General features: G+C 58.5%; 20 protein-coding genes. 14 read left to right on the top strand and 6 right to left on the bottom strand.

Annotated elements, in window-relative coordinates:
• Positions 1-256: 256 nt before the first annotated feature.
• From BG841_RS00765 to BG841_RS00755, 4 genes are all read right to left on the bottom strand, one after another.
• Positions 257-673 (bottom strand): PaaI family thioesterase, encoded by a 417-nt coding sequence (locus BG841_RS00765; RefSeq protein ID WP_070055915.1) that lies wholly within the window; start codon positions 671-673, stop codon positions 257-259.
• A gap of 343 nt (positions 674-1,016) precedes the next feature.
• Positions 1,017-3,017 (bottom strand): hypothetical protein, encoded by a 2,001-nt coding sequence (locus tag BG841_RS00760; RefSeq protein ID WP_070055914.1) that lies wholly within the window; start codon positions 3,015-3,017, stop codon positions 1,017-1,019.
• Between the two features lie 95 nt (positions 3,018-3,112).
• Positions 3,113-3,451: a type II toxin-antitoxin system RelE/ParE family toxin gene (locus tag BG841_RS16375; RefSeq protein WP_074454267.1), complete on the bottom strand. Its 339-nt coding sequence runs from the start codon at positions 3,449-3,451 to the stop codon at positions 3,113-3,115.
• Positions 3,452-3,462: 11 nt separating this feature from the next.
• Positions 3,463-3,738 (bottom strand): type II toxin-antitoxin system ParD family antitoxin, encoded by a 276-nt coding sequence (locus BG841_RS00755; protein WP_070058623.1) that lies wholly within the window; start codon positions 3,736-3,738, stop codon positions 3,463-3,465.
• Between the two features lie 250 nt (positions 3,739-3,988).
• Here BG841_RS00755 and BG841_RS00750 point away from each other — a divergent pair, with 250 nt between their 5' ends.
• The 5 genes from BG841_RS00750 (at position 3,989) to BG841_RS16370 (ending at position 5,390) form a co-directional block, all read left to right on the top strand.
• Positions 3,989-4,318: a hypothetical protein gene (locus tag BG841_RS00750; protein ID WP_070055913.1), complete on the top strand. Its 330-nt coding sequence runs from the start codon at positions 3,989-3,991 to the stop codon at positions 4,316-4,318.
• Between the two features lie 239 nt (positions 4,319-4,557).
• Entirely contained in the window at positions 4,558-4,764 is a 207-nt protein-coding gene (locus BG841_RS17230) for a hypothetical protein (RefSeq protein ID WP_228141744.1), read from the top strand.
• On the top strand, positions 4,736-4,900 hold the full coding sequence (locus tag BG841_RS17225) for a toxin-antitoxin system HicB family antitoxin (RefSeq protein ID WP_228141555.1): 165 nt from the start codon (positions 4,736-4,738) through the stop codon (positions 4,898-4,900). The genes BG841_RS17230 and BG841_RS17225 overlap by 29 nt, the downstream gene beginning before the upstream one ends.
• A gap of 36 nt (positions 4,901-4,936) precedes the next feature.
• On the top strand, positions 4,937-5,167 hold the full coding sequence (locus tag BG841_RS00740) for a DUF4160 domain-containing protein (RefSeq protein WP_070058622.1): 231 nt from the start codon (positions 4,937-4,939) through the stop codon (positions 5,165-5,167).
• Entirely contained in the window at positions 5,148-5,390 is a 243-nt protein-coding gene (locus BG841_RS16370; RefSeq protein WP_074454265.1) for a DUF2442 domain-containing protein, read from the top strand. Before BG841_RS00740 ends, BG841_RS16370 begins: the two co-directional genes overlap by 20 nt.
• Before the next feature lie 94 nt (positions 5,391-5,484).
• Here BG841_RS16370 and BG841_RS17570 read toward each other — a convergent pair whose 3' ends face one another.
• Positions 5,485-7,317, bottom strand: coding sequence for a flagellin (locus BG841_RS17570; RefSeq protein ID WP_070055912.1), 1,833 nt, complete (start codon positions 7,315-7,317; stop codon positions 5,485-5,487).
• Between the two features lie 381 nt (positions 7,318-7,698).
• Here BG841_RS17570 and BG841_RS00730 point away from each other — a divergent pair, with 381 nt between their 5' ends.
• The 6 genes from BG841_RS00730 to BG841_RS00705 all read left to right on the top strand — a co-directional run bounded on the left by BG841_RS00730 (position 7,699) and on the right by BG841_RS00705 (position 14,601).
• Positions 7,699-9,240: a flagellin gene (locus tag BG841_RS00730; protein WP_070055911.1), complete on the top strand. Its 1,542-nt coding sequence runs from the start codon at positions 7,699-7,701 to the stop codon at positions 9,238-9,240.
• 71 nt (positions 9,241-9,311) lie between these two features.
• Positions 9,312-9,749 carry a flagellar protein FlaG gene (locus BG841_RS00725; RefSeq protein WP_070055910.1) on the top strand — a complete coding sequence of 146 codons (438 nt, stop codon included), beginning with the start codon at positions 9,312-9,314 and terminating at the stop codon, positions 9,747-9,749.
• A gap of 352 nt (positions 9,750-10,101) precedes the next feature.
• Positions 10,102-12,069 carry a flagellar filament capping protein FliD gene (fliD, locus tag BG841_RS00720; RefSeq protein ID WP_070055909.1) on the top strand — a complete coding sequence of 656 codons (1,968 nt, stop codon included), beginning with the start codon at positions 10,102-10,104 and terminating at the stop codon, positions 12,067-12,069.
• An 11-nt stretch (positions 12,070-12,080) separates the two neighbouring features.
• Positions 12,081-12,479 (top strand): flagellar export chaperone FliS, encoded by a 399-nt coding sequence (gene fliS, locus BG841_RS00715; protein WP_070055908.1) that lies wholly within the window; start codon positions 12,081-12,083, stop codon positions 12,477-12,479.
• A 45-nt stretch (positions 12,480-12,524) separates the two neighbouring features.
• On the top strand, positions 12,525-13,247 hold the full coding sequence (locus BG841_RS00710; protein WP_141737039.1) for a substrate-binding periplasmic protein: 723 nt from the start codon (positions 12,525-12,527) through the stop codon (positions 13,245-13,247).
• A gap of 142 nt (positions 13,248-13,389) precedes the next feature.
• The gene (locus BG841_RS00705; protein ID WP_070055906.1) at positions 13,390-14,601 is read left to right on the top strand and encodes an argininosuccinate synthase; all 1,212 of its coding nucleotides are present in this window, start codon (positions 13,390-13,392) and stop codon (positions 14,599-14,601) included.
• Between the two features lie 644 nt (positions 14,602-15,245).
• Here BG841_RS00705 and BG841_RS00700 read toward each other — a convergent pair.
• A complete protein-coding gene (locus tag BG841_RS00700) occupies positions 15,246-16,241 on the bottom strand; it encodes a response regulator (RefSeq protein ID WP_070055905.1) in 996 nt (331 codons plus the stop codon).
• A 215-nt stretch (positions 16,242-16,456) separates the two neighbouring features.
• Between BG841_RS00700 and BG841_RS00695 the strand changes: the two genes are divergently transcribed.
• From BG841_RS00695 to BG841_RS00685, 3 genes are all read left to right on the top strand, one after another.
• A complete protein-coding gene (locus BG841_RS00695; RefSeq protein WP_070055904.1) occupies positions 16,457-16,939 on the top strand; it encodes a YajQ family cyclic di-GMP-binding protein in 483 nt (160 codons plus the stop codon).
• 86 nt (positions 16,940-17,025) lie between these two features.
• A complete protein-coding gene (locus BG841_RS00690) occupies positions 17,026-18,360 on the top strand; it encodes an AmpG family muropeptide MFS transporter (RefSeq protein WP_416202608.1) in 1,335 nt (444 codons plus the stop codon).
• 367 nt (positions 18,361-18,727) lie between these two features.
• Positions 18,728-19,036, top strand: a complete 309-nt coding sequence (locus BG841_RS00685) for an MGMT family protein (protein ID WP_141737038.1) — start codon at positions 18,728-18,730, stop codon at positions 19,034-19,036.
• Positions 19,037-19,043 lie beyond the last annotated feature (7 nt).

The raw sequence follows: 19,043 nt of genomic DNA, 5'->3' as shown, positions 1-19,043 counted from the left end.
CAAAAAGCCCGAGGCAGTGCACTAGCCCCTCGCCCCTGGCGGGAGAGGGGTTGGGGAGTGGGCGAGAGTAAATCTCAAAAAGTCCGAGGCAGCGTACTAGCCCCTCGCCCCTGGTGGGGGAGGGGTTGGGGAGTGGGGGAGAGTAAATCCCAAAAGCCCGAGGCAGTGCACTAGCCCCTCGCCCCCGGCGGGAGAGGGGGTGGGCGGTCCGACGTATCGGGAGGGGAAAGAGCCGCCCCCAGCTATCCGGGCAGCCTCAGACTTTCACATTAACCATCGTCGCCTGCATCAGCGCAATGACCTTGCTGGTTTCTCCGGTAAAGGCCACCACCTCGCCCCGGCATACGGTCAGCATCCGGCCCGCGGTTTCCACCTTGCCGGTGGCGACAAAGCGTTCGCCAAGGGCGGGCCGGACAAAATTGGTTTTGAATTCAGCGGTGACTACCTCATCGCCGGCCGGCATTTTGGTCAGTGCGGCGTAGCCACAGGCATTATCCACAATGCTGGTGATAACGCCGGCGTGCAGGTAGCCCTGCTGCTGGAGCAGCGTCTCGGAAAACGGCAGCTCGATCTGGACTTCCCCGTCCAGGACCGAAATTAACCGGGCTCCCAATGTTGCCATCAGGCTCTGGGCGTGAAAGCTGGCTTCGATTCGTTGCTGGATTTGGCTCATGATTTTTGTTGTTACCTGTTAATTTGATGAGATCACAAAGAGTTAGTCTCGATTCACGATTAACAGGAGGATACACCATGAGCTTGCAATCATCCCCCTCTCCCCCGGCCCCTCTCCCGCGAAGGGGAGAGGGGGTACACATTCGGTACCTGGGGTGGTGCAGTAGCCCCACTGCGGTTGAGAGGTATGGATGTGTCTCGCCGGGGGTGCGGGGGTACACACCCAAAGCCTGGAACATTGCAGTGCAGTGCAGCCCCTCGCCCCTGACGGGAGAGGGGCTTGTCAGGCATGGAGCGTTTACTCCCTCTCCCCCCGCGGGAGAGGGCGGGGAGAGGGGGAGTCTTTACCGCCGCTTCACAAAATAAACACTCAACCCTTGCCCCAGCAAACTCTGCACCTGATCCCCATGGGCCTGCGCCTGCAGCTGTTTTTGTACCGGCCCGGTGGCCAGGGTCTGGCCGTCGCTGTCGCGGGCTTTTTGCAGTTTCCAGTCGACTTCGTTACCCATCAGCGCCATCAGGTCGTGCAGCTGGGCGCTGTCCTGGGGGCGGAACCAGCGGTCCTGGCAGCCGCCGAGGCCGTAAAAGCCCGGCTCGGCCAGCAAATCCACCCACATTGGATCCTTGGGGTTGTTCAGGGCCATGCGGCGCAGACGGCGCACGTTGGTGCGGGTGGGCTGCAGGTTGTGCTCGTTGATCAGGCGGTGAATCTGCTGATCACCCTGAGTCTGTTCCTCCATGGCGGTGTGCAGATGCACCACCGAGCCTTGATGGGAGGCCGCGTTCACCAGCGCCGCCAGTGAGGTTTCGGTCATGCGGGCGGAGGGCAGCCGGCCCACTTCGATCCACTGCACGGTGTTGCCATCGGCAATGAATTGTTGCGCCAGGGACCAGGGCCAGAACACGATGTTGTCCAGTCCCAACTCCTCTGCACGGCGGGTGGCGCGGGCAATGTTGGCCAGGGATTCGTCCACCGCCAGTACTTCCACGTCGTCCAGATAGCGGGCCAGTTCCAGTGCCCGCTGGCCGGATTCGGCACCGCACACCATGATGCGCAGGGTGTCCGGCAGCTGCTCGGTCACCAAACCCAGCTCGCCCGCGATGATGGCTTTCAGGCTGGTAGCGGTTTGATAGGCCAGTTGCGACCAGCTGGGCCAGGCTTGCGGAACATCGACCTTGTCCAGGCTGAGCTCGGCGGCTTTTTCCGCAAAGCTTTGTTTGACCGCTTCTTCGCTGGCGCGGTGGTAGTAGCTGTCCGCGAGCAGCGGTTGCACGGCAGCCGGCCAGTCCACCAGATTCCAGCGCCCCAGTTGCGCCGCAAACGGTTGATGAAACAGCGCCCCGTACAGGCAACTGACCATCACGGAGGCGACCATGTGCTCCGGTGCGTCCCCCATCACCAGTTGGGCCGCAATGCTGTCGTTGAGGGTGTTGACCAGCGTGTCTTCATCGAATTCGGTGGCCAGCACATAGCCGGTGCGGTCGGCGTAGCGGGCGAGGGCGATAGTGAGTGCTTGCAGCTCCTCACGGAGTTCGGCCGTTAATGCCACGTCGGCGGTAACCGCCCGCCGCAATTGCACCACCAGTTGCTCAACGGCCGGGTCGGGCATCAGGGTGTTTTCCAGCGCCAGAATCAGCAGCTCATCGCCGGCGGCCTGCTCCAGCAGGATTTGCGCCTCCGGGTTATCCAGATCGTACTGCTGACGAATTATTGACGCCACAAAGCGACCAATCTGCTGATGGGGCAGTTCGTCGCGCTTGAGCAGGGCGATGGCATCTTGCGCCAGCTGCTCATCGGCCTTATCCACATTCAGGTGTTCGGCGCAGGTCAGCATGCCGCTGTAAATAGATGGCCAGCTCAAGCCGAGTTGCAGCAGCTTGCGGTAGTGCAAAAACGCCACATCAAACTGCCCCTGCGACCGCTTGGCGTGGGCCACCCCGCAAAAAGCGGCGGCGGATTGCCGGTCCAGCTCCAGCGCCTCCAGAAAATACTGCTCCGCCAACACCGGCCGCTCCGTCGCCAGCGCCCAATAGCCCAGGTTGCAGTATTGCTGCGGCTGTTGGTCGTTGATGTTCAGGCTGTGTAAAAACAGCTTCTTGGCGTCGTCCAGCCGGCCTTCATCCAGGGCCACCCGGCCCAGCAGGCCCAATGCCGCGGGCTCGCGGGGTGCCAGTGCCAAGGCCTCCAGCAGCAGACGCTGACATTCCGTGCGCGCCTGCACGCGCTGCTGATAAGTCGCAGCAGGGCGGTTGGATTCGCGATAGGCTTCGTTGGCCTCCAGCAGCAGGCGGGCAGCCTCTGCCTGTTGGCTCTGGGATTGCTGGATGTGATGTATGGCTTGCATGGGATACCTCATCAATCTGCCGCTGCGCTGAAAAAAGCGGCAATGGCCTGCAGTTATTGGTGGTTTGTATTGAATGGTGCGAAAGGCGTGCCAGATTACAGGTGTTCACCAAAATCCATAGACACATGCAGGATGCGCAAGATCACAATTTTTCTTATCTGCTGCTCGGTATCTGTGTTGAAGAAAAGAATATGCTTGGCTTTCAACCCTTTTCTTTCAATCAGCAGGCTGTGAATGCCAGCGATTAATTCTGAGCGGTTTTTCGCCAAAGGATGAAGTGGGCCGGATTCAGACAGTTCCCGAATACTATTGCCGATTAATTGACTGTAGCGTTGGGCCTGGTGCTGCCCGAAATGTTTAGGGGTATGAAGAATAATATCGTCAAAATCAGCCGCAGCCCTTTGCGAAAACTCCACCGTCCATAGTGGGGGCATAACATTTAGTCCTATTTGTTGAGTGCAGAAGCCCTGCGGGAGAGGTAGTCGGTAACTTCCTCGCCAACGCCAAGACTGATCGTGCGGCCCTCCTCTGCGTCCCGCAGGCCTTCAGTCACGGCAGCTCGTAAAGTCAGAAGCTTTTGCTGGTGCTGCAGCTCCTTTTCTTCGACCAGGCGAAGGCCTTCCCGAAGCACCTCGCTGGCGTTCTGATAGCGGCCAGCTTTAACAAGAGCGCCCACCAGCTGCTCCTGGTGATCGGTTAATACAATATTTCTTGTTGCCATGCCAAGGCCTCCGAGTTGATGATTGGCATATAATGCCATTGACTTGAATGCGTGCCAAGATCCGGTCAATCATGGATGTCCCAAGCGGAAGCTGTCTCTGTTACATTTGCTCGTAAAGAACACCATAGGCCCACCCTGAAAAGCACCGGAGCCGCGGGTCAGGCGGGGCCGCTGCCGCGCTGCATAAAAGCGGTGCGTCAGTGCCCGCCTGAAGACGTCGGCGGCGCTTTCACAGGTCAACTGGGGCTGGATGGATCGCTACGAAGGCCTGGAGAAGGTGCAATACATCGGCCCGTTTTTGTTCTGGCTGCTCGCCGAAAAAGGTGACCGCTGGCGGCCGGTAGCGGATTATCTTGGTGATATGCTCAAAGCCTTTCCACAGTTACCCCTCGCGACTTCCCCGGTTAGCTACGCAAGCGCAGAGCAGCAGGCTAATTGGGTGCTGGACTCCCGTCTTATCAGGCTCTGCCGGATACTGGGGCTGATAGAGTTGAACCCGGAATACGCCCGGTTTCGCAGCGAAGATCAGCAAATGATGCGGCGTACGGCATTGTTCGAGGGGGTGTTTGTTAGGGTGTGAGTTTGCCAGTTCGGGGACAGACTTGAGTCTGTCCCCTTTATCCACCATGTCAGGCGACTGGTTTTCTCCCCTCGCCCCTTGCGGGAGAGGGGTTGGGGGAGAGGGGGCGAAAACACCGCCGCAGCTGGCCCCGTGTGGGGAAAGGCTTCAGCCTGTCCCCGTCTACTCGGCTCGGATAAAGTCTGTGGCCCGTTAATGATTAAAGATGTGGCGCGAGTACTAAGAGCGTGGGGGTAACTATGAGCAGCAATGTTATGAATTACAAAGGGCAGATAGGTTCTATCGAGCATGATTTGGAACGGGGCGTTCTTTACGGAAAGCTGCTGTTTATCAATGACCTGGTAACCTACGTAGCAGAGAGCCTGGGAGGGCTGGAGGCGGAGTTCAAAGTATCAGTGGATGAATACCTAGCGGACTGTGAGCGCTTGGGAGTCTCGCCCAAATAAGCCCTTTAAGGGGTCGTTCAATATCAGAACCGGCCGAGAGTTTAATCAGAAGTTGGCCATGAAAGCTGCGGAAGATGGGTTGGGATTGAATGAGGCGGTTCAGCGGGCTGTTGAACAATTCGTAGTGGCTCGATAATGTGGAGTTGGTGTTGCTATGCAAAAGGAGTTGTATGTGCCAACGTTGTTGTGTTTGAACGGATTCAAGTTTTTCTTTTATGCGAATGATCACCTGCCTGCTCACGTACATGTGCTGAAAGGTGAGAGATGGGCTAAAATCGAATTGCAAAATCTTGAAGTGAAATACAGCACGCTCAAAAACCAAGAATTGAAGCAGTGCCTGGCAATTATTAAAGACCACCGGTCGGACTTTTTGGAGAGTTGGCATGCCTGGTTTCAAAGGTAAATCCGTTCACGTTGACGACCGCCATCTGCACGTAGAGTTGCAAGATGGGCGCGTAATTTCTACGCCCATTCATTGGTATGAGGAGCTTGAGAAGGCGTCGATTTCCGAGATTCGCCAGTATCGTTTTATTTGTGACGGCACGGGTATCGAATGGGCGTGTCTGGACTACCATCTCAGCATCGAAGCCATGCTGACAGGCAGCAACCGGAGAACCGCTGCCTGACTTCACCAAAGTGCCGTGAACAAGCAAATCTTTCCCGCTTAAATGCAAAAAAGCCCGATTCGGAGTCCGAGTCGGGCTTTGTCGTGCTGGGCTATTAACCCTGCAGCAACTGCAACACCTGCTGCGGCCGGGCATTGGCCTGGGCCAGTACCGAAAGCCCTGCCGACTGGAGCACCTGGGTGCGGGCCAATTCGGCGGTTTCCGCGGCGAAATCCGCGTCACGGATGCGGCTGTTGGAGGCCGACAGGTTTTCAGAGGTGGTGGCCAGGTTGGCGATGGTGGATTCGAAGCGGTTTTGCACGGCACCGAGTTCGGCGCGGAAGCCGTTAATGGATTCGATCGCGTAGTCGATTGTGATCATCGCCAAATCTGCGCCGTCACGGGTTGAAATGTCGACAATGTTGGCTGACTGAGTGTTGTCTTTTGCAGTTGCAGTAATGGAAGTTGTAAGATCGCTAACTTCGCCAAAAATACCGTTGCCATCCAAATCGGTTTCAATTGTGATGTCAAAGTCTTCCCCAAACGCTTTGGAGAAAATAATTTCATCGTTAGTGGCGTTCAGATTGGCGCTAATCCCAGTTTTTGTGCTCCGAGCGTTCACCTGGCTGACAATATCATTTAGAGATGTGGCACCTTTGATGTCAAATTGGTCGCCGTCAAGGTCGATTCGAAAATCAAACTCATCGCCGTTGGTAAAGCGATCTACCAGCGTAAGGCCTGTTTGGCCAGCAACCTGAAGGGATTGACCAAATGTGAGCGGCGGCACACCGCCGTCACTGACCTCAGCGGTAATGGCGATCGGATTTGAGTTACCGTTGGTGAAATTAAGGTCAGTGCCTGAAATGGCAAAGGTAACCCCGGTGCCTGATAGTGCATTGGTTAAACTCGTTTCAAATTCTGCCTGAGTGGACACACCCGCAAAGTCAGGAACTATCTTTCGTCCATCAATGGTAATGGAGCCATTGAGGTTGCCAGTTGCAAAGTTAAAGTTAGTCAAATCGAGGGAGGTAAGTGTTGCGCCTGCTGCAAGGGTGCCATTTGTTTGTGTGTCCGTGACCTCGGCCACAGCCGCTGCGGAGAGTGCAATGTTGGCTTCCACCGGCTCCTCGCGAGCACTGATAAAGTTGAGTTGTGCTCCTTCAACTATAACGGTAACTCCGGCTAAGGCAGCATCATCTGGAGCACTGAGGCCGTTAATGGCAGTCCTGAGCGCAACAGCTACCTCTTCAAGGTTTTCGTAGTCTGCTGAGGAGTTATCAAGTAGCTCAATGCCGTTAATAGTCACCGGGCCAGATATTGACCGCCCCGGCGCAGCAAATGCTTGGAAATTAGCGGGGATATTCGCGCTCAACGTCTCGCCGTCTTCAAAATCACTGATAGGTGTGGCACCAAACTCCTGACTTTCAATCACGGTCGCGCCCAATTGACTCCCACGAGAGTCCAGTCCGCTCACGGCGATGGTTTCACCCGCATTCGCGCCAACCTGAAAAGTCTGCGTGGCAAATGTCCCATCCAGAACTTTCAGGCCGTTGAAAGAAGTCTGCGACGCAATCCTGTTGATTTCTTCAAGCCGCTGCTGCACTTCCTGGTTCAACGCCTGACGATCAGAGTTACTGTTGGTGGCGTTAGCCGATTGAACCGCCAGTTCCCGAATCCGTTGCAGGTTGTTGGTGATCTCATCCATCGCCCCTTCAGCGGTCTGCGCCAGGGAGATGCCATCGTTGGCGTTTCGAGTCGCCATATTGAGGCCGCTGATCTGGGACTGGAAGCGCTCAGAAATCGCCAGGCCAGCAGCATCGTCTTTGGCCGAGTTAATGCGCAGGCCTGAAGACAGCCGTTGCAGTGCCACGTTGGCATCGCCCTGTGAGGCACTGAGGTTACGCTGAGCATTCAGCGAAGCAATGTTGGTGTTAATGACCTGAGACATATCGTTCTCCCTACCCAGAGGTGCCGGAAGCTCAGAGCCTGATGCACAGGACGCCGCGCCGGCGAATAATTCATTTAATTGCCGTTTGAATTGTAACCAAGCGAAGGTCGTGCCAGGTTTGATTTTTCTGTTGTAAGTTGTTGAAGTATATGTAGTTGTAAGGGTTTTTGTTGGCTGTCGTGCGTAAGCGGCGGCAGGAATCTGGCGCAGAAACGGGCATGGCCTTGCCGCTTTACATTCTTTAACAAAGTTTTCAGCCGGTTAGCTAAAGGAACATGAAAGTATGCCGTTAAGCACTACAGCAGGGCGGCGTACCCCACTGATTGAGAACGGACGCCTGACCTCTTCAGAGAAGAACTTAAAAGTTTTAGGAGAAGTATTATGGCTCTCGGTATCAACACCAACGTCGCTTCCTTGTCTGCTCAGAATCAGCTGAGCAAGTCCCAGAGTATGAACGATCAGGCTCTGCAGCGCTTGTCTTCTGGATTGCGTATCAACTCGGCGAAAGACGATGCGGCGGGGTTGGCGATTTCGACTCGCTTTTCAGCGCAGATCACGGGCTTGAACGTAGCCCAGCGAAATGCGAACGATGGTATTTCTTTGGCACAGACTGCTGAAGGGGCATTGAACGAGATTACTAATAACTTGCAGCGTATTCGTGAGCTGGCGGTACAGTCGGCCAACGCTACCAACAGTGACTCTGACCGCCAAGCTCTGAATGATGAAGTTAAGCAGCGACTGGAAGAGATCGACCGGATTTCAAATCAAACTGCATTTAACGGCTTGAAAGTGCTTGACGGTAGCTTTGGAAATCAGAACTTCCAAGTGGGCGCAAACGCCGGAGAGACCATTGGTATTGATCTGACGCAGGGCACCAAGACTGATCAGATTGGCGCCATCGCCAGCGCTGAGGAGACGGTTGGTGGGACTGCGGCGATTGATGATTCGAACAAAGTTGCCATCTCCGTAGGAAACAACGCGTTTACTGAGATTCAGAACTCAGAAATTCGGAAAGATGCCAGCGGTAACAATATTGTTGGTTATGAAGCGGAAAGTGCGGCACAAATTGCGGCAGCGGTAAACGCATCTGGTGTTGAGGGACTAACGGCCTCGGCCAGCAATACCCAAACCCTGACTTCGGCCGATATTGCCCAAGTTGCGGGCTCTGATTATGTTTTGACCATTAATGATCAGGAAGTATTTCGAGCCGATGCTTCAGCAGGTGGTCTTGCACTGACCTCCGATGCAAATATGAAGGCTTTGCAGGAGGCGATTAACAGCAAGTCTGGTGTGACGGGTGTGAGCGCGAATCTCACGGGATCCGCTGGTAGTTATGGGATTGAACTGAATACTTCCGACGGCCGGTCGATGGTTGTTCGTCAGCAAACTCAAAATACGACGACGGATGCTTTTGCTGACCTTGCAGCGACTGAAGGTTTGGTTGATGGAGACAGCGCTACGGTTGGTGGTACGGCGGACGCAACGCTTTATGGCAGCGTCAAGTATTCTGCGTCAGAAGATATTAGTTTTATCTCTTCGACGGATACATTGGATGAAACCCTAGGCTTTACAGGTACTGGATCTGATTCCATTTCGGTCAACAAGCAGGAGGGGATGGACCAGGTTGATATCAGCACGGTCGCTGGGGCTAATGAGGCTATATTGAGAGTAGATGCCGCTCTGGATTCGGTAAACTCCGTCCGCGGAACCCTCGGTGCCATCCAAAACCGCTTCGAGTCCACCATTGCTAACCTGGGTACATCGGTAGAAAACCTCAGCGCCTCCAACAGCCGTATCCTGGACGCTGACTTCGCGGCAGAAACGGCCAACCTGGCCAAATCCCAGGTGCTGCAGCAGGCCGGCATCTCGGTTCTGGCACAGGCGAACGCCCGTCCGCAGCAAGTGTTGTCTCTCCTGCAGTAAGGGATTAACGGTTAACAACCGGAGCCTTCGGGCTCCGGTTTGGTGCCGTTTTCTGGTAGCGAGGTAAGGCTATGAATGACGTTAACCTGAACGGATCGGGGTTGAGGCTGGTTGGTGCCGGTGACACGGCCAGGGCCGGGGCGATGTCGTCATCGAAAGGCAAAGCCGAAGTGGTTTCTGATGGTTCAAGCACATCTGCAGACAAACCTGCTTCTTCCCTTGTTGTTTCCCAGCCCCAAGAGCCCTCCAAGGGCGAGCAACTGCAAGCGCGCAATGAAACCCAGAGGGAAGAGTTGGGTTCGGCCGTATCGCAACTGAACGATTATGTTCAAAATGTGCAGCGGGATTTGCAGTTTGAGGTGGACCACGAACGCGGGCAAACCATTGTCCGGGTGGTGGACCAACAGACTCAACAGGTGATTCGGCAGATTCCCGATGAGGTGGCTGTGAGGTTGGCAGAGAACTTGCAGCAGGATGAACCGCTGACGTTGTTCAATATTAAAGTGTAAAGAATTGCCGCTTTTGCTTTGATGTGGGCAAGAGACTTTCAGCACCGCCGCTTCTTGATGGGAGTTGGCGGTGTTTTGGGTTTTGGGGGTTGAGGCTTGGGAGTTGGTCCTTATCCCCCTCTCCCCCGACCCCTCTCCCGCCAGGGGCGAGGGGAGCAAACAACCACTGCCTGAGGTGGTGCAGCTGCCCTGCTTTAGCCCCTCTCCCCTGGCGGGAGAGGGGTTGGGGCGGTCCGACGCATCGGGAGGGGGTGGGTTGTAAAATAATTAATCGGGATAGAGGCAAAGTTTTGCCGCTGGTGGCCGATAAACTGGACAGTAAAGACATTCGCTCCCATGAGGATGCAGGGTTATGGCGACTATTTCATCGTTGGGTATGGGGTCTGGAGTGCTTACCTCTGATCTGGTGGATCAGTTGGTGGCGGCCGAGCGCAAGCCCTCTGAGAATCGGCTGGATCAGCGGGCAGAGCGCGCCGAGGCGCTGATTTCGGCCTATGGCATGCTGCGCAGCGCGGTGACGGAGTTGCGGTTGCCGATGCGGCAGTTGGGTTCGGCCGATGCGATGAAGTCGTTTTCGGCCACCTCATCCGGGAGTAATGTGGACGTCTCGGTGGATGCCGGGAAAGCGGCCCGGGGCTCCTACAGTGTGGATGTGGTCGGCCTTGCGGAAGCGCAGGCGCTGGCCAGTACCGAGACCTTTGCCGACCGGGATGCGACCAGTGTGGGCCGGGGTACCCTTACCCTGCAGGTGGGCGACAAAACCACCGAAATCACCATCGATACCAGTAACGACACCTTGCAGGGCCTGGCGACTGCCATTAACGAGGCCGATGGGGGGGTGACGGCCGGCGTCATTGACACCGGCAGCGGGTTCCGGCTGACCCTTTCCGCCGATGAAACCGGCACGGCCAATGCGGTAAAAATCACCGCCACCGAAGAGGCCGGTGCTGAGGGGTTGGCAGGGTTCGCCTTTGATCCGGCAGACCCCTTGGCTAACCCGGCCATGGAGCAAACCATAGACGCTGCTGATGCGCAGATGAAGATCAACGGTGTGCTGGTTACCCGTTCCACGAATTCCATTGAAAACGTGGTGGACGGGCTCACCTTCAATCTGACCGATATCGGTAAGTCGACCATTAAGGTCGAGCAGGATACCGCCAAGGTCGCCGAGCGGGTGCAGGCGTTCGTGGACAAGTTCAACGAACTGCAGGGCACCATCCGGGAGCTGTCGACGTTCAACAGCGAAACCGGGCAGGGCAGTATTCTGACCGGTGATTCGACGGTTCGTAATATCCAGAACCAGCTGCGAAGTGTGCTGACGAGTGTTATTCCGGGGCTGGAAAATGCCAGTGTGCGCAGTTTGGCGGATGTGGGCATCGGGTCTGACTTCCGCACCGGTGAGCTGCAATTCGACAGCCAGAAATTTCAGCAACAGTTGCGGGACAATCCGGACGATGTGACCGCCTTGTTCGCAGAGCAGGGCCGCACCACGGATTCCCAGGTGGAATTTGTGCGTAGCGGGTCGAATACGGTGCCGGGTGGTTACGATATCAATGTTACCCGGATGGCTACGCGGGGCAGTCTGAATTATGCGGTTCCTGACACGGCGGACGCCATCAAGGTTCAGGCGGATAACAGCTTCACGTTTAAGGTCGATGGTGAAACCACCGTGACCGTATCCATTGCCGCAGGCGACTATTCAGGCGCCGATTTTGCTGCAGCGATTCAGGAAACGCTGGCGAGCAATCAGGCGCTGAATGCGGCTGACCGCTCGGTACAGGTGGCTTACGACGCGGCGGAGGGGCTGACCTTTACATCCAACCGTTTTGGCAGTGATTCCAAGGTGAGTCTGACAGATCTTGCCAATGTGACTGGGCTGCATACGGAGACTGGCGATGCCGGTGTGGATGTGCAGGGCACGATTAACGGTGTGGCGGCGCAGGGCGATGGCCAGGTGCTGTATCTGGCGAACGACGCCAACAACAGTGCGGCTGGTTTGCAGGTGCGTATTACCGGTGGTGAGGCGGGTAGCCGCGGCGCGGTTAATTTCATCGAAGGTGTGAGTGAGCGGGCGGTGGATGCCATTACCCGTATTCTAGGTGCTGAGGGGGCGCTGAGTTCGCGCACGGAATCCCTGAACCGCGACCTGGAGAAAGTGCAGGCAGACCGCGTCAAACTGGATTTGCGGATTGAAAGCTACCAGGCGCGCCTGGTGGCCCAGTTCAGCACCGCCGACTCGCTGATCGCCCGGCTCAACAGCACCCGCGATTACGTCACCCAGCAGCTCGAAGCGCTGGCGCCACAAAACAACAGAAAGTGAAGAGGTTTACCATGAGAGGCTTACGAGCGTACCAGCAGGTCAATACCCAAACCAGCATCACCGATGCGGACCCGCACCGGCTGATCCAGCTGCTGTACAACGGCGCGCTGGAGCGGATCAACATGGCCAAGGCGCGCATGAGCGCCCAGGATTACGAGGGCAAGGGGCAGTTGATCACCAAGGCGCTGGAGATTATTGGCGGCCTGCGCAGTTTTCTGGATTTTGAAAAAGGCGGCGAGCTGGCCGCGCAGCTGGAAGGCCTGTACGATTACATGGAACGCAGCTTGTTTGAGGCCAACGCCAGGAATGACGTGGCCAAACTCGATGAAGTGGCCGAGCTGCTGCGGCAGGTCAAAGAGGGCTGGGACGGCATTCGCGAGGAGGTGGTGCAATCACCCGCGGCCGTGTAAGCCCCACGTATCAGTGACACGGAGGTTGCTCTGAAGAACATTGTGGTGTGGCTCAGTCTCTGTGTGGGGCTGATGTGGGGGCTGCCCGGAGTGGCCGCCGAGTCACCGCCGGTGGCCGAGGTGGCCATCCCCGAAGTCTGGCCCTGGGCCTACGAAGGCTCGCAGGGGGAGCCGGTGGGTATCCTGCCGTTGTTTTTCGAACGCTTGTCGGCCGCCGCCGAGGTGCCCTTTCAGATGCGGTTGCGGCCCCACCGGCGGGCGTTGAAGGAAATGGGCTCGGGCGCGGCCGATCTGGCGGTGTTCTACGACAGCCCGCACGTCGCCGAGGGCAGTGTAAGGGTGGCTTCGGTGGCCAGTACCCGCGTGCTGCTGGCGGTGCGCGCCGGGGAGCCGGTGCCGGAGGCCCTGGACCAGCGGGCCGCCGGCCTGTCGGTGGGGTACATCCGCGGCACCTACTACGGCGAGGCGTTCGAGCAGGCGGAGCTGATCCACAAGGTGGCGGTGCAGGACCTGCGCCAGGCCATCGAAATGCTCAGGTTGCAGCGCATAGACGCGGTGATTGCCAGCGAGCATGTGTTCCGTTACACCCTGGCGGCCATGGGGCTGGACGACGCCCTGTTCAGCGTGGGGGTGGCGGCGGACCGGTTACCGGCGTCCTTGTACATGTCCAAAAACTCAGCCCTGCTGGGCGACTTGCCCCACCTCCGCGAGGCCCTGCGCCGCCTGCATGAATCCGGCGAGCTGCAGCAAACCTTTGCCTTGCCCTAGCGCATTTTGACGGGGCTAAGTGGTCTTGCTGTCTGGCCCCGCGCCCTGGACTGCCGTACAATGGCGGCCTTTCATTTAATTTGCGGAACCGCCGCGGGGTTGCCTGTGGGGTTTCTGAATCCGTTCAGTCTGGAGCAAGGGTATGTCTGATATTAAAAAGGTGGTTTTAGCCTATTCCGGGGGCCTGGACACCTCGGTGATCGTGCGGTGGTTGCAGGATACCTACAACTGTGAGGTGGTCACCTTTACCGCCGATATCGGACAGGGCGAAGAAGTGGAGCCCGCCCGCGCCAAAGCCGAAGCCCTGGGTGTGAAGGAAATCTACATTGAAGACCTGCGCGAAGAGTTTGTGCGCGATTACGTGTTCCCGATGTTCCGCGCCAACACCGTGTACGAAGGCGAGTACCTGCTGGGAACCTCCATTGCGCGGCCGCTGATTGCCAAGCGCTTGGTGGAAATTGCCAACGAAACCGGCGCCGATGCGATTTCCCACGGTGCCACCGGTAAAGGCAACGATCAGGTGCGCTTCGAGCTGGGCGCCTACGCCCTCAAACCCGGTGTGCACGTGATTGCCCCCTGGCGCGAGTGGGATCTGAACTCCCGCGAAAAGCTGCTGGCCTACTGCGCCGAGCGCAACATCGAGGTGGAAATGAAGAAGGGCAAGTCCCCTTACTCGATGGACGCCAACCTGCTGCACATCTCCTACGAAGGCATGAACCTGGAAGACCCCTGGGCGGAAGCCGAAGAAGACATGTGGCGCTGGAGTGTGTCGCCGGAGAAGGCCCCGGACACGCCGACCTATATTGAACTGACCTACGAGCAGGGCGACGTGGTGGCCATCGACGGCCAGCCGATGAAAGCCCACGAGGTGCTGGAGCACCTGAACAAGGTGGCCGGCGCCAACGGCATCGGGCGTCTGGATATTGTCGAGAACCGCTACGTGGGCATGAAGTCCCGGGGCTGCTACGAAACCCCGGGCGGCACTATCATGCTGCGCGCCCACCGTGCGATTGAGTCCATCACTCTGGACCGCGAAGTGGCCCACCTGAAAGACAGCCTGATGCCCCGTTACGCGGAGGTGATCTACAACGGTTACTGGTGGTCACCGGAGCGTGAAGCCCTGCAGGCGCTGATCGACCAGACCCAGACCTACGTCAACGGTGTGGTGCGGCTGAAACTGTACAAGGGCAACGTGGACGTGGTCGGGCGCAAGTCGGACGACTCGTTGTTCGACGAGAAGATCGCCACCTTCGAAGAAGACGAAGGCGCCTACGACCAGAAAGACGCGGAAGGCTTCATCAAGCTGAACGCACTGCGCTTGCGCATTGCCGCCAGTAAAGGCAGGAAGTTGTAAGCGCGGCTTACCTCTTTTCCCCCACTCCCCCAACCCCTCCCCCACCAGGGGCGAGGGGCTAATGCACTGCCTCAGGCACGGAGTGTTGACTCTCTATCCCGTCAGGGGGGCTAATGGATTGCCTCAGGCGCGGAGTGTTGACTCTCTATCCCGTCAAGGGGGGCTAATGCATTGCCTCAGGCACGGAGTGTTGACTCTCTATCCCGTCATGGGGGGGCTAATGGATTGCCTCAGGCACGGAGTATTGACTCTCTATCCCGTCAAGGGGGGGCTAATGCATTGTCTCAGGCACCGGGTGTTTACTCCCTCTCCCCTGGTGGGAGAGGGTCGGGGAGAGGGGGGAAGTAGTCCCCCAAAGCCTGATGTGGTGCTCTGGCCCCTCGCCCCTGGCGGGAGAGGGGGTGGGCGGTCCGACGTATCGGAGAGGGGGAGCATAAATCACGCACAAAAAAAGCCAGCTGATCAGCTGGCTTCTTTGATTCTGGGCGTGGATAAAAATCCCCCATACTGCGCGCAGGGACCACGAAACTCCTGCGTCATGGGTGATACTGCTTAAATCCACACCGCCATGCTACGCCCGTGGTCCGGTGCGGGTCTGTGTGCAAACGGTGTCGCTGTGTTACCAAATGTAGAAACGCGCCGGGTTAGCCGCCGGATGCGGCCCTGACCGGGGCGCTGGCGGGCGGCTCGGGGGCGATTTCGGTGAACCGGCGGGTGTCGTAGGCCGCTTTCAGGCCCTTGGTCGCTGCGGCTTTTACACTCTCCGGGGTCGGGGTGAACAGTTCGGAGTCGGCGATGCACAGTGACATGCTGGCTTCCACCGAAATGTAGCCTGAACTGGTTTTAAAGGCCTTGTGATTGATGCCGTCGTACACCCGTCGGAAGGTGTTGGCGGTGCATTGTTCGCCGTTGCTGAAGTAGGCGATCAGCGCGTACACGTTGTCACTCACCCGGCAGGCGGCATCCAGGGGGCGGATCAGCTGGCTCAGGCGGGTGGCAATGTTGGCGGCGAGTTCCGCCATGATGGCCGGGCTGTGTTGCTGGCTCAGGCTGCGCCAGTCGCGGATGCCGCACAGCAGGTAGGCCGCTGCGCCGCCACGGAACTCGGCTTGGCGCAGGCACTTGGCCAGACGCTGGCGGGCGTAATGGCGGTTGTACAGGCCGGTTTCCGCGTCCACGATGTTGGCGGCCTCCAGCTTGCGGTTGCTTTCCTGCAGCTGGGTGTTGGCGCGCAGCAGCAAATTCTGTTGCGCGACCAGGCGGTCGGCGGCGTAAATGCGGGGGATGAGCTGCTTGCTCATGTCAGACTTGTAGATGAAATCGTCCACACCCCGGTCGAAGGCTTCCGCCAGGGCGGCCATGCCCTCCCGGCCGGTCAGCATGATGATGTACGTGTAATGATTGCTCCGCTGGTCGAGGCGGCGAACCTGTGCGGTCAGTTGCAGGCCGTCCATTTCCGGCATCAGCCAGTCGGCAATCAGCACGCTGACCGCGCGCCGCTGGATCTCGGCGATCGCGGCCTGGGCGTCATTGGCCACGCGCACGTCCCGGTAGCCGGCGCTCTCCAGCGCGCGACTGACCACCATGCTGCTGAATTTGGTATCGTCCACTACCAGAATGGGAAGATCGGGGTTTGCCATTAACGAGGGTGCTCACCAGTATAATGTCAGATGCGGTGCCGAATGGGTCTTGCTATGCTTCGCCACCGTGAAGCCGGACCCCATTTGGCAGACGCTTTAAACCGGGCATTATAGTGTTTTCGGGCGCCGCCGGTGTGACTTAATGTAATTAACGCGGTGTTGGCGACGGCAAAGTTCCCCGTTCGTGACATTGGCCGCATTTCAGGAGAGTAAATATGCCGTCTTTTGACATTGTTTCCGAAATTGACATGCACGAAGTGACCAATGCGGTGGATCAGGCCAAGCGTGATCTGGGCAACCGCTGGGACTTCAAGAACGTCGACGCCAATATCGAGCTGGATGACAAAGGCATCACCATCAGCGCGGAACAGGAGTTCCAGCTGGAGCAGCTGCGGGACATGCTGCGCATGGCGTTTGAGAAGCGCAAAATTGACAGCCGCGCCATTGCCGAAGACGGCGACAGCAAAGCCGGCAAGCTGGTGAAACAGCATCTGACGCTGGTGCAGGGTATTGAGACCGATCAGGCCCGCAAGATCGTCAAGATGATCAAGGATGCCAAGCTCAAGGTGCAGGCCAGCATTCAGGGCGACAAGGTGCGGATCACCGGCAAGAAGCGGGACGACCTGCAAACCGTGATCGCGATGCTGCGAGAGGCTGACCTGGATCTGCCCCTGCAGTTCAATAACTTCCGCGACTGATTCGCCTGCGGGCGCTTTCTAAAAACACAGGAGCTGTCGCTATCCTTTCCAAACCCCGTATTTCGACGCTCACCGAGGCGCTGTACGTGTTCACCCGCTGGCAGGTGATCGCCTTGCTGTTCCTCGGGTTCTCGGCCGGCCTGCCGTACCTGTTGGTGTTTTCCACCCTGAACGCCCGGCTGGCCGATGTGGGGGTGCAGACCGCGACCATCGGCTTTTTCAGCTGGCTGGGCATTACCTATTCCATCAAGGTGTTTTGGGCCCCGGTGGTCGACCGGCTGAAACTGCCGCTGCTGGACCACTGGTTCGGCAAACGCCGCAGCTGGATCCTGCTGGCGCAGGCCGGGGTGGCCCTGGGGTTGTATCTGATGGCGCAGGTGGATGCCGCCGCAGCCCCGGGGCTGATGGTGTGGTGCGGTCTGCTGGTGGCGTTTTCGTCCGCCACCCAGGACGTCGCCATCGATGCCTACCGCATTGAAATTGCCGACTCCCGCCTGCAGGCGGCACTCGCCGCGACCTACATCTTCGGTTACCGGCTGGCGTTGCTGGTGGCGGGCGCCGGGGCGCTCTATCTGGCCGAGTTCTGGTCCTGGCAGGTGTCCTATGAAGTCATGGCCCTGTTGGTCGGCGTGGGTGTGGTAACGGTGTTGCTGGTGCGGGAACCGGCGGTGAATCATTTCAGTGCGGCGGACGACATTGCCGCACGGGTGGAACAGGAAACCCTGAAACGCACCCATATGAACCCGCGGCTGGCGCGTCTGGCGGGCTGGTTTTCCGCGGCGGTGGCCGGCCCCTTTGTGGATTTTTTCCGTCGCTATCGGGAGCTGGCGCTGCTGATACTGGTGCTGGTGGCGGTGTACCGCATCAGTGACATCGCCATGGGGGTGATGGCCAACCCCTTCTACCTGAACTTCATGGGCTTCTCGAAAACGGAAGTCGCCAACGTCACCAAGATTTTTGGTTTTTTCATGACCATCCTGGGGTCTTTGGTGGGCGGGCTGCTGGTGGTGCGCCACGGGGTGCGTCCCATCCTGGTGCTGGGGGCGGTGATGACCGCGGCCACCAACCTGTTGTTTGTGGTCATCGCCCAGCAGCCGCCGGACATTGTCTGGCTCGGGGTGGTGGTCAGTGCCGACAACCTCAGTGGCGGTATCGCCAACGTGGCGCTGATCGCCTGGCTGTCCAGTCTGACCAGCAGCGCGTTCACCGCCACCCAGTACGCCCTGTTCAGCTCGCTGATGACCCTGCCGGGTAAGTTCATTGGCGGATTCTCCGGCGTGGTGGTGGCCGGGTTCGGCTACGGCGGCTTCTTTGTGGTGTCGGCCATTATGGGGGTACCGGCGATCGTGCTGGCCATGTATATCCTGCGCCGGGGTGAGCGGATGGATCGGCTGGCTGAAGACCGGCTGGTTGCTGACTGATGGGGCTGGCCTTTGAGGCCGCTGTTTCCAGCGTCTTTAACCCCCTCTCCCTGGCCCTCTCCCGCGAGGGGAGAGGGGATAACTGCTACCGTGCGCGGGGCGCTCCACCGTGCCCCCCTCCCGCGAGGGGCGAGGGAATAAACACCGGAAGCCTGAGGCGGTTCATTAGCCCCTCGCCCCTGGCGGGGGAGGGGTTGGGGCGGTCCGACGTATCGGGTGGGGGGAGAGCAAATCCGAATGCCTGAGGTAGTGCTGCAGGTCTTCACTCCCTCCTCGATACGTCGGACCACCTAACCCTCTCCTGGCAGGGGCGAGGGAAGTAAATCGCATGGGAGAGGGCAGGTGACCTATGGCAACTGGGGGCGTAATGGAACTCAGCAACGAACAGCGCATCTGGCAGGTGGTGATGGCCATTCCGGCGGGCAAGGTGGCCAGTTATGGTCAGGTGGCGGACATGGCCGGGCTGGGGCGGCAGGCGCGGTTTGTGGGCCGGGCATTGGGGCGGCTGCCCCGGGGCCATGAAGTGCCCTGGCACCGGGTGCTGCGCACCACCGGGCAGCTGGCGTTTCCAGCGGGTTCGGAACGGTTCGAGTTGCAGGCCCGGTTGCTGGCGGAAGAGGGGGTGGAGGTGATCGGTGGCCGGGTGGCCATGGCGGTGCATCGCTGGCGGCCGTGAGATTAGC

Origin of the sequence: Marinobacter sp. X15-166B (genome assembly GCF_001752365.1) — a bacterium.
Classification (GTDB): Bacteria; Pseudomonadota; Gammaproteobacteria; order Pseudomonadales; family Oleiphilaceae; genus Marinobacter.
This window is presented reverse-complemented; position numbering and strand designations above follow the sequence as displayed.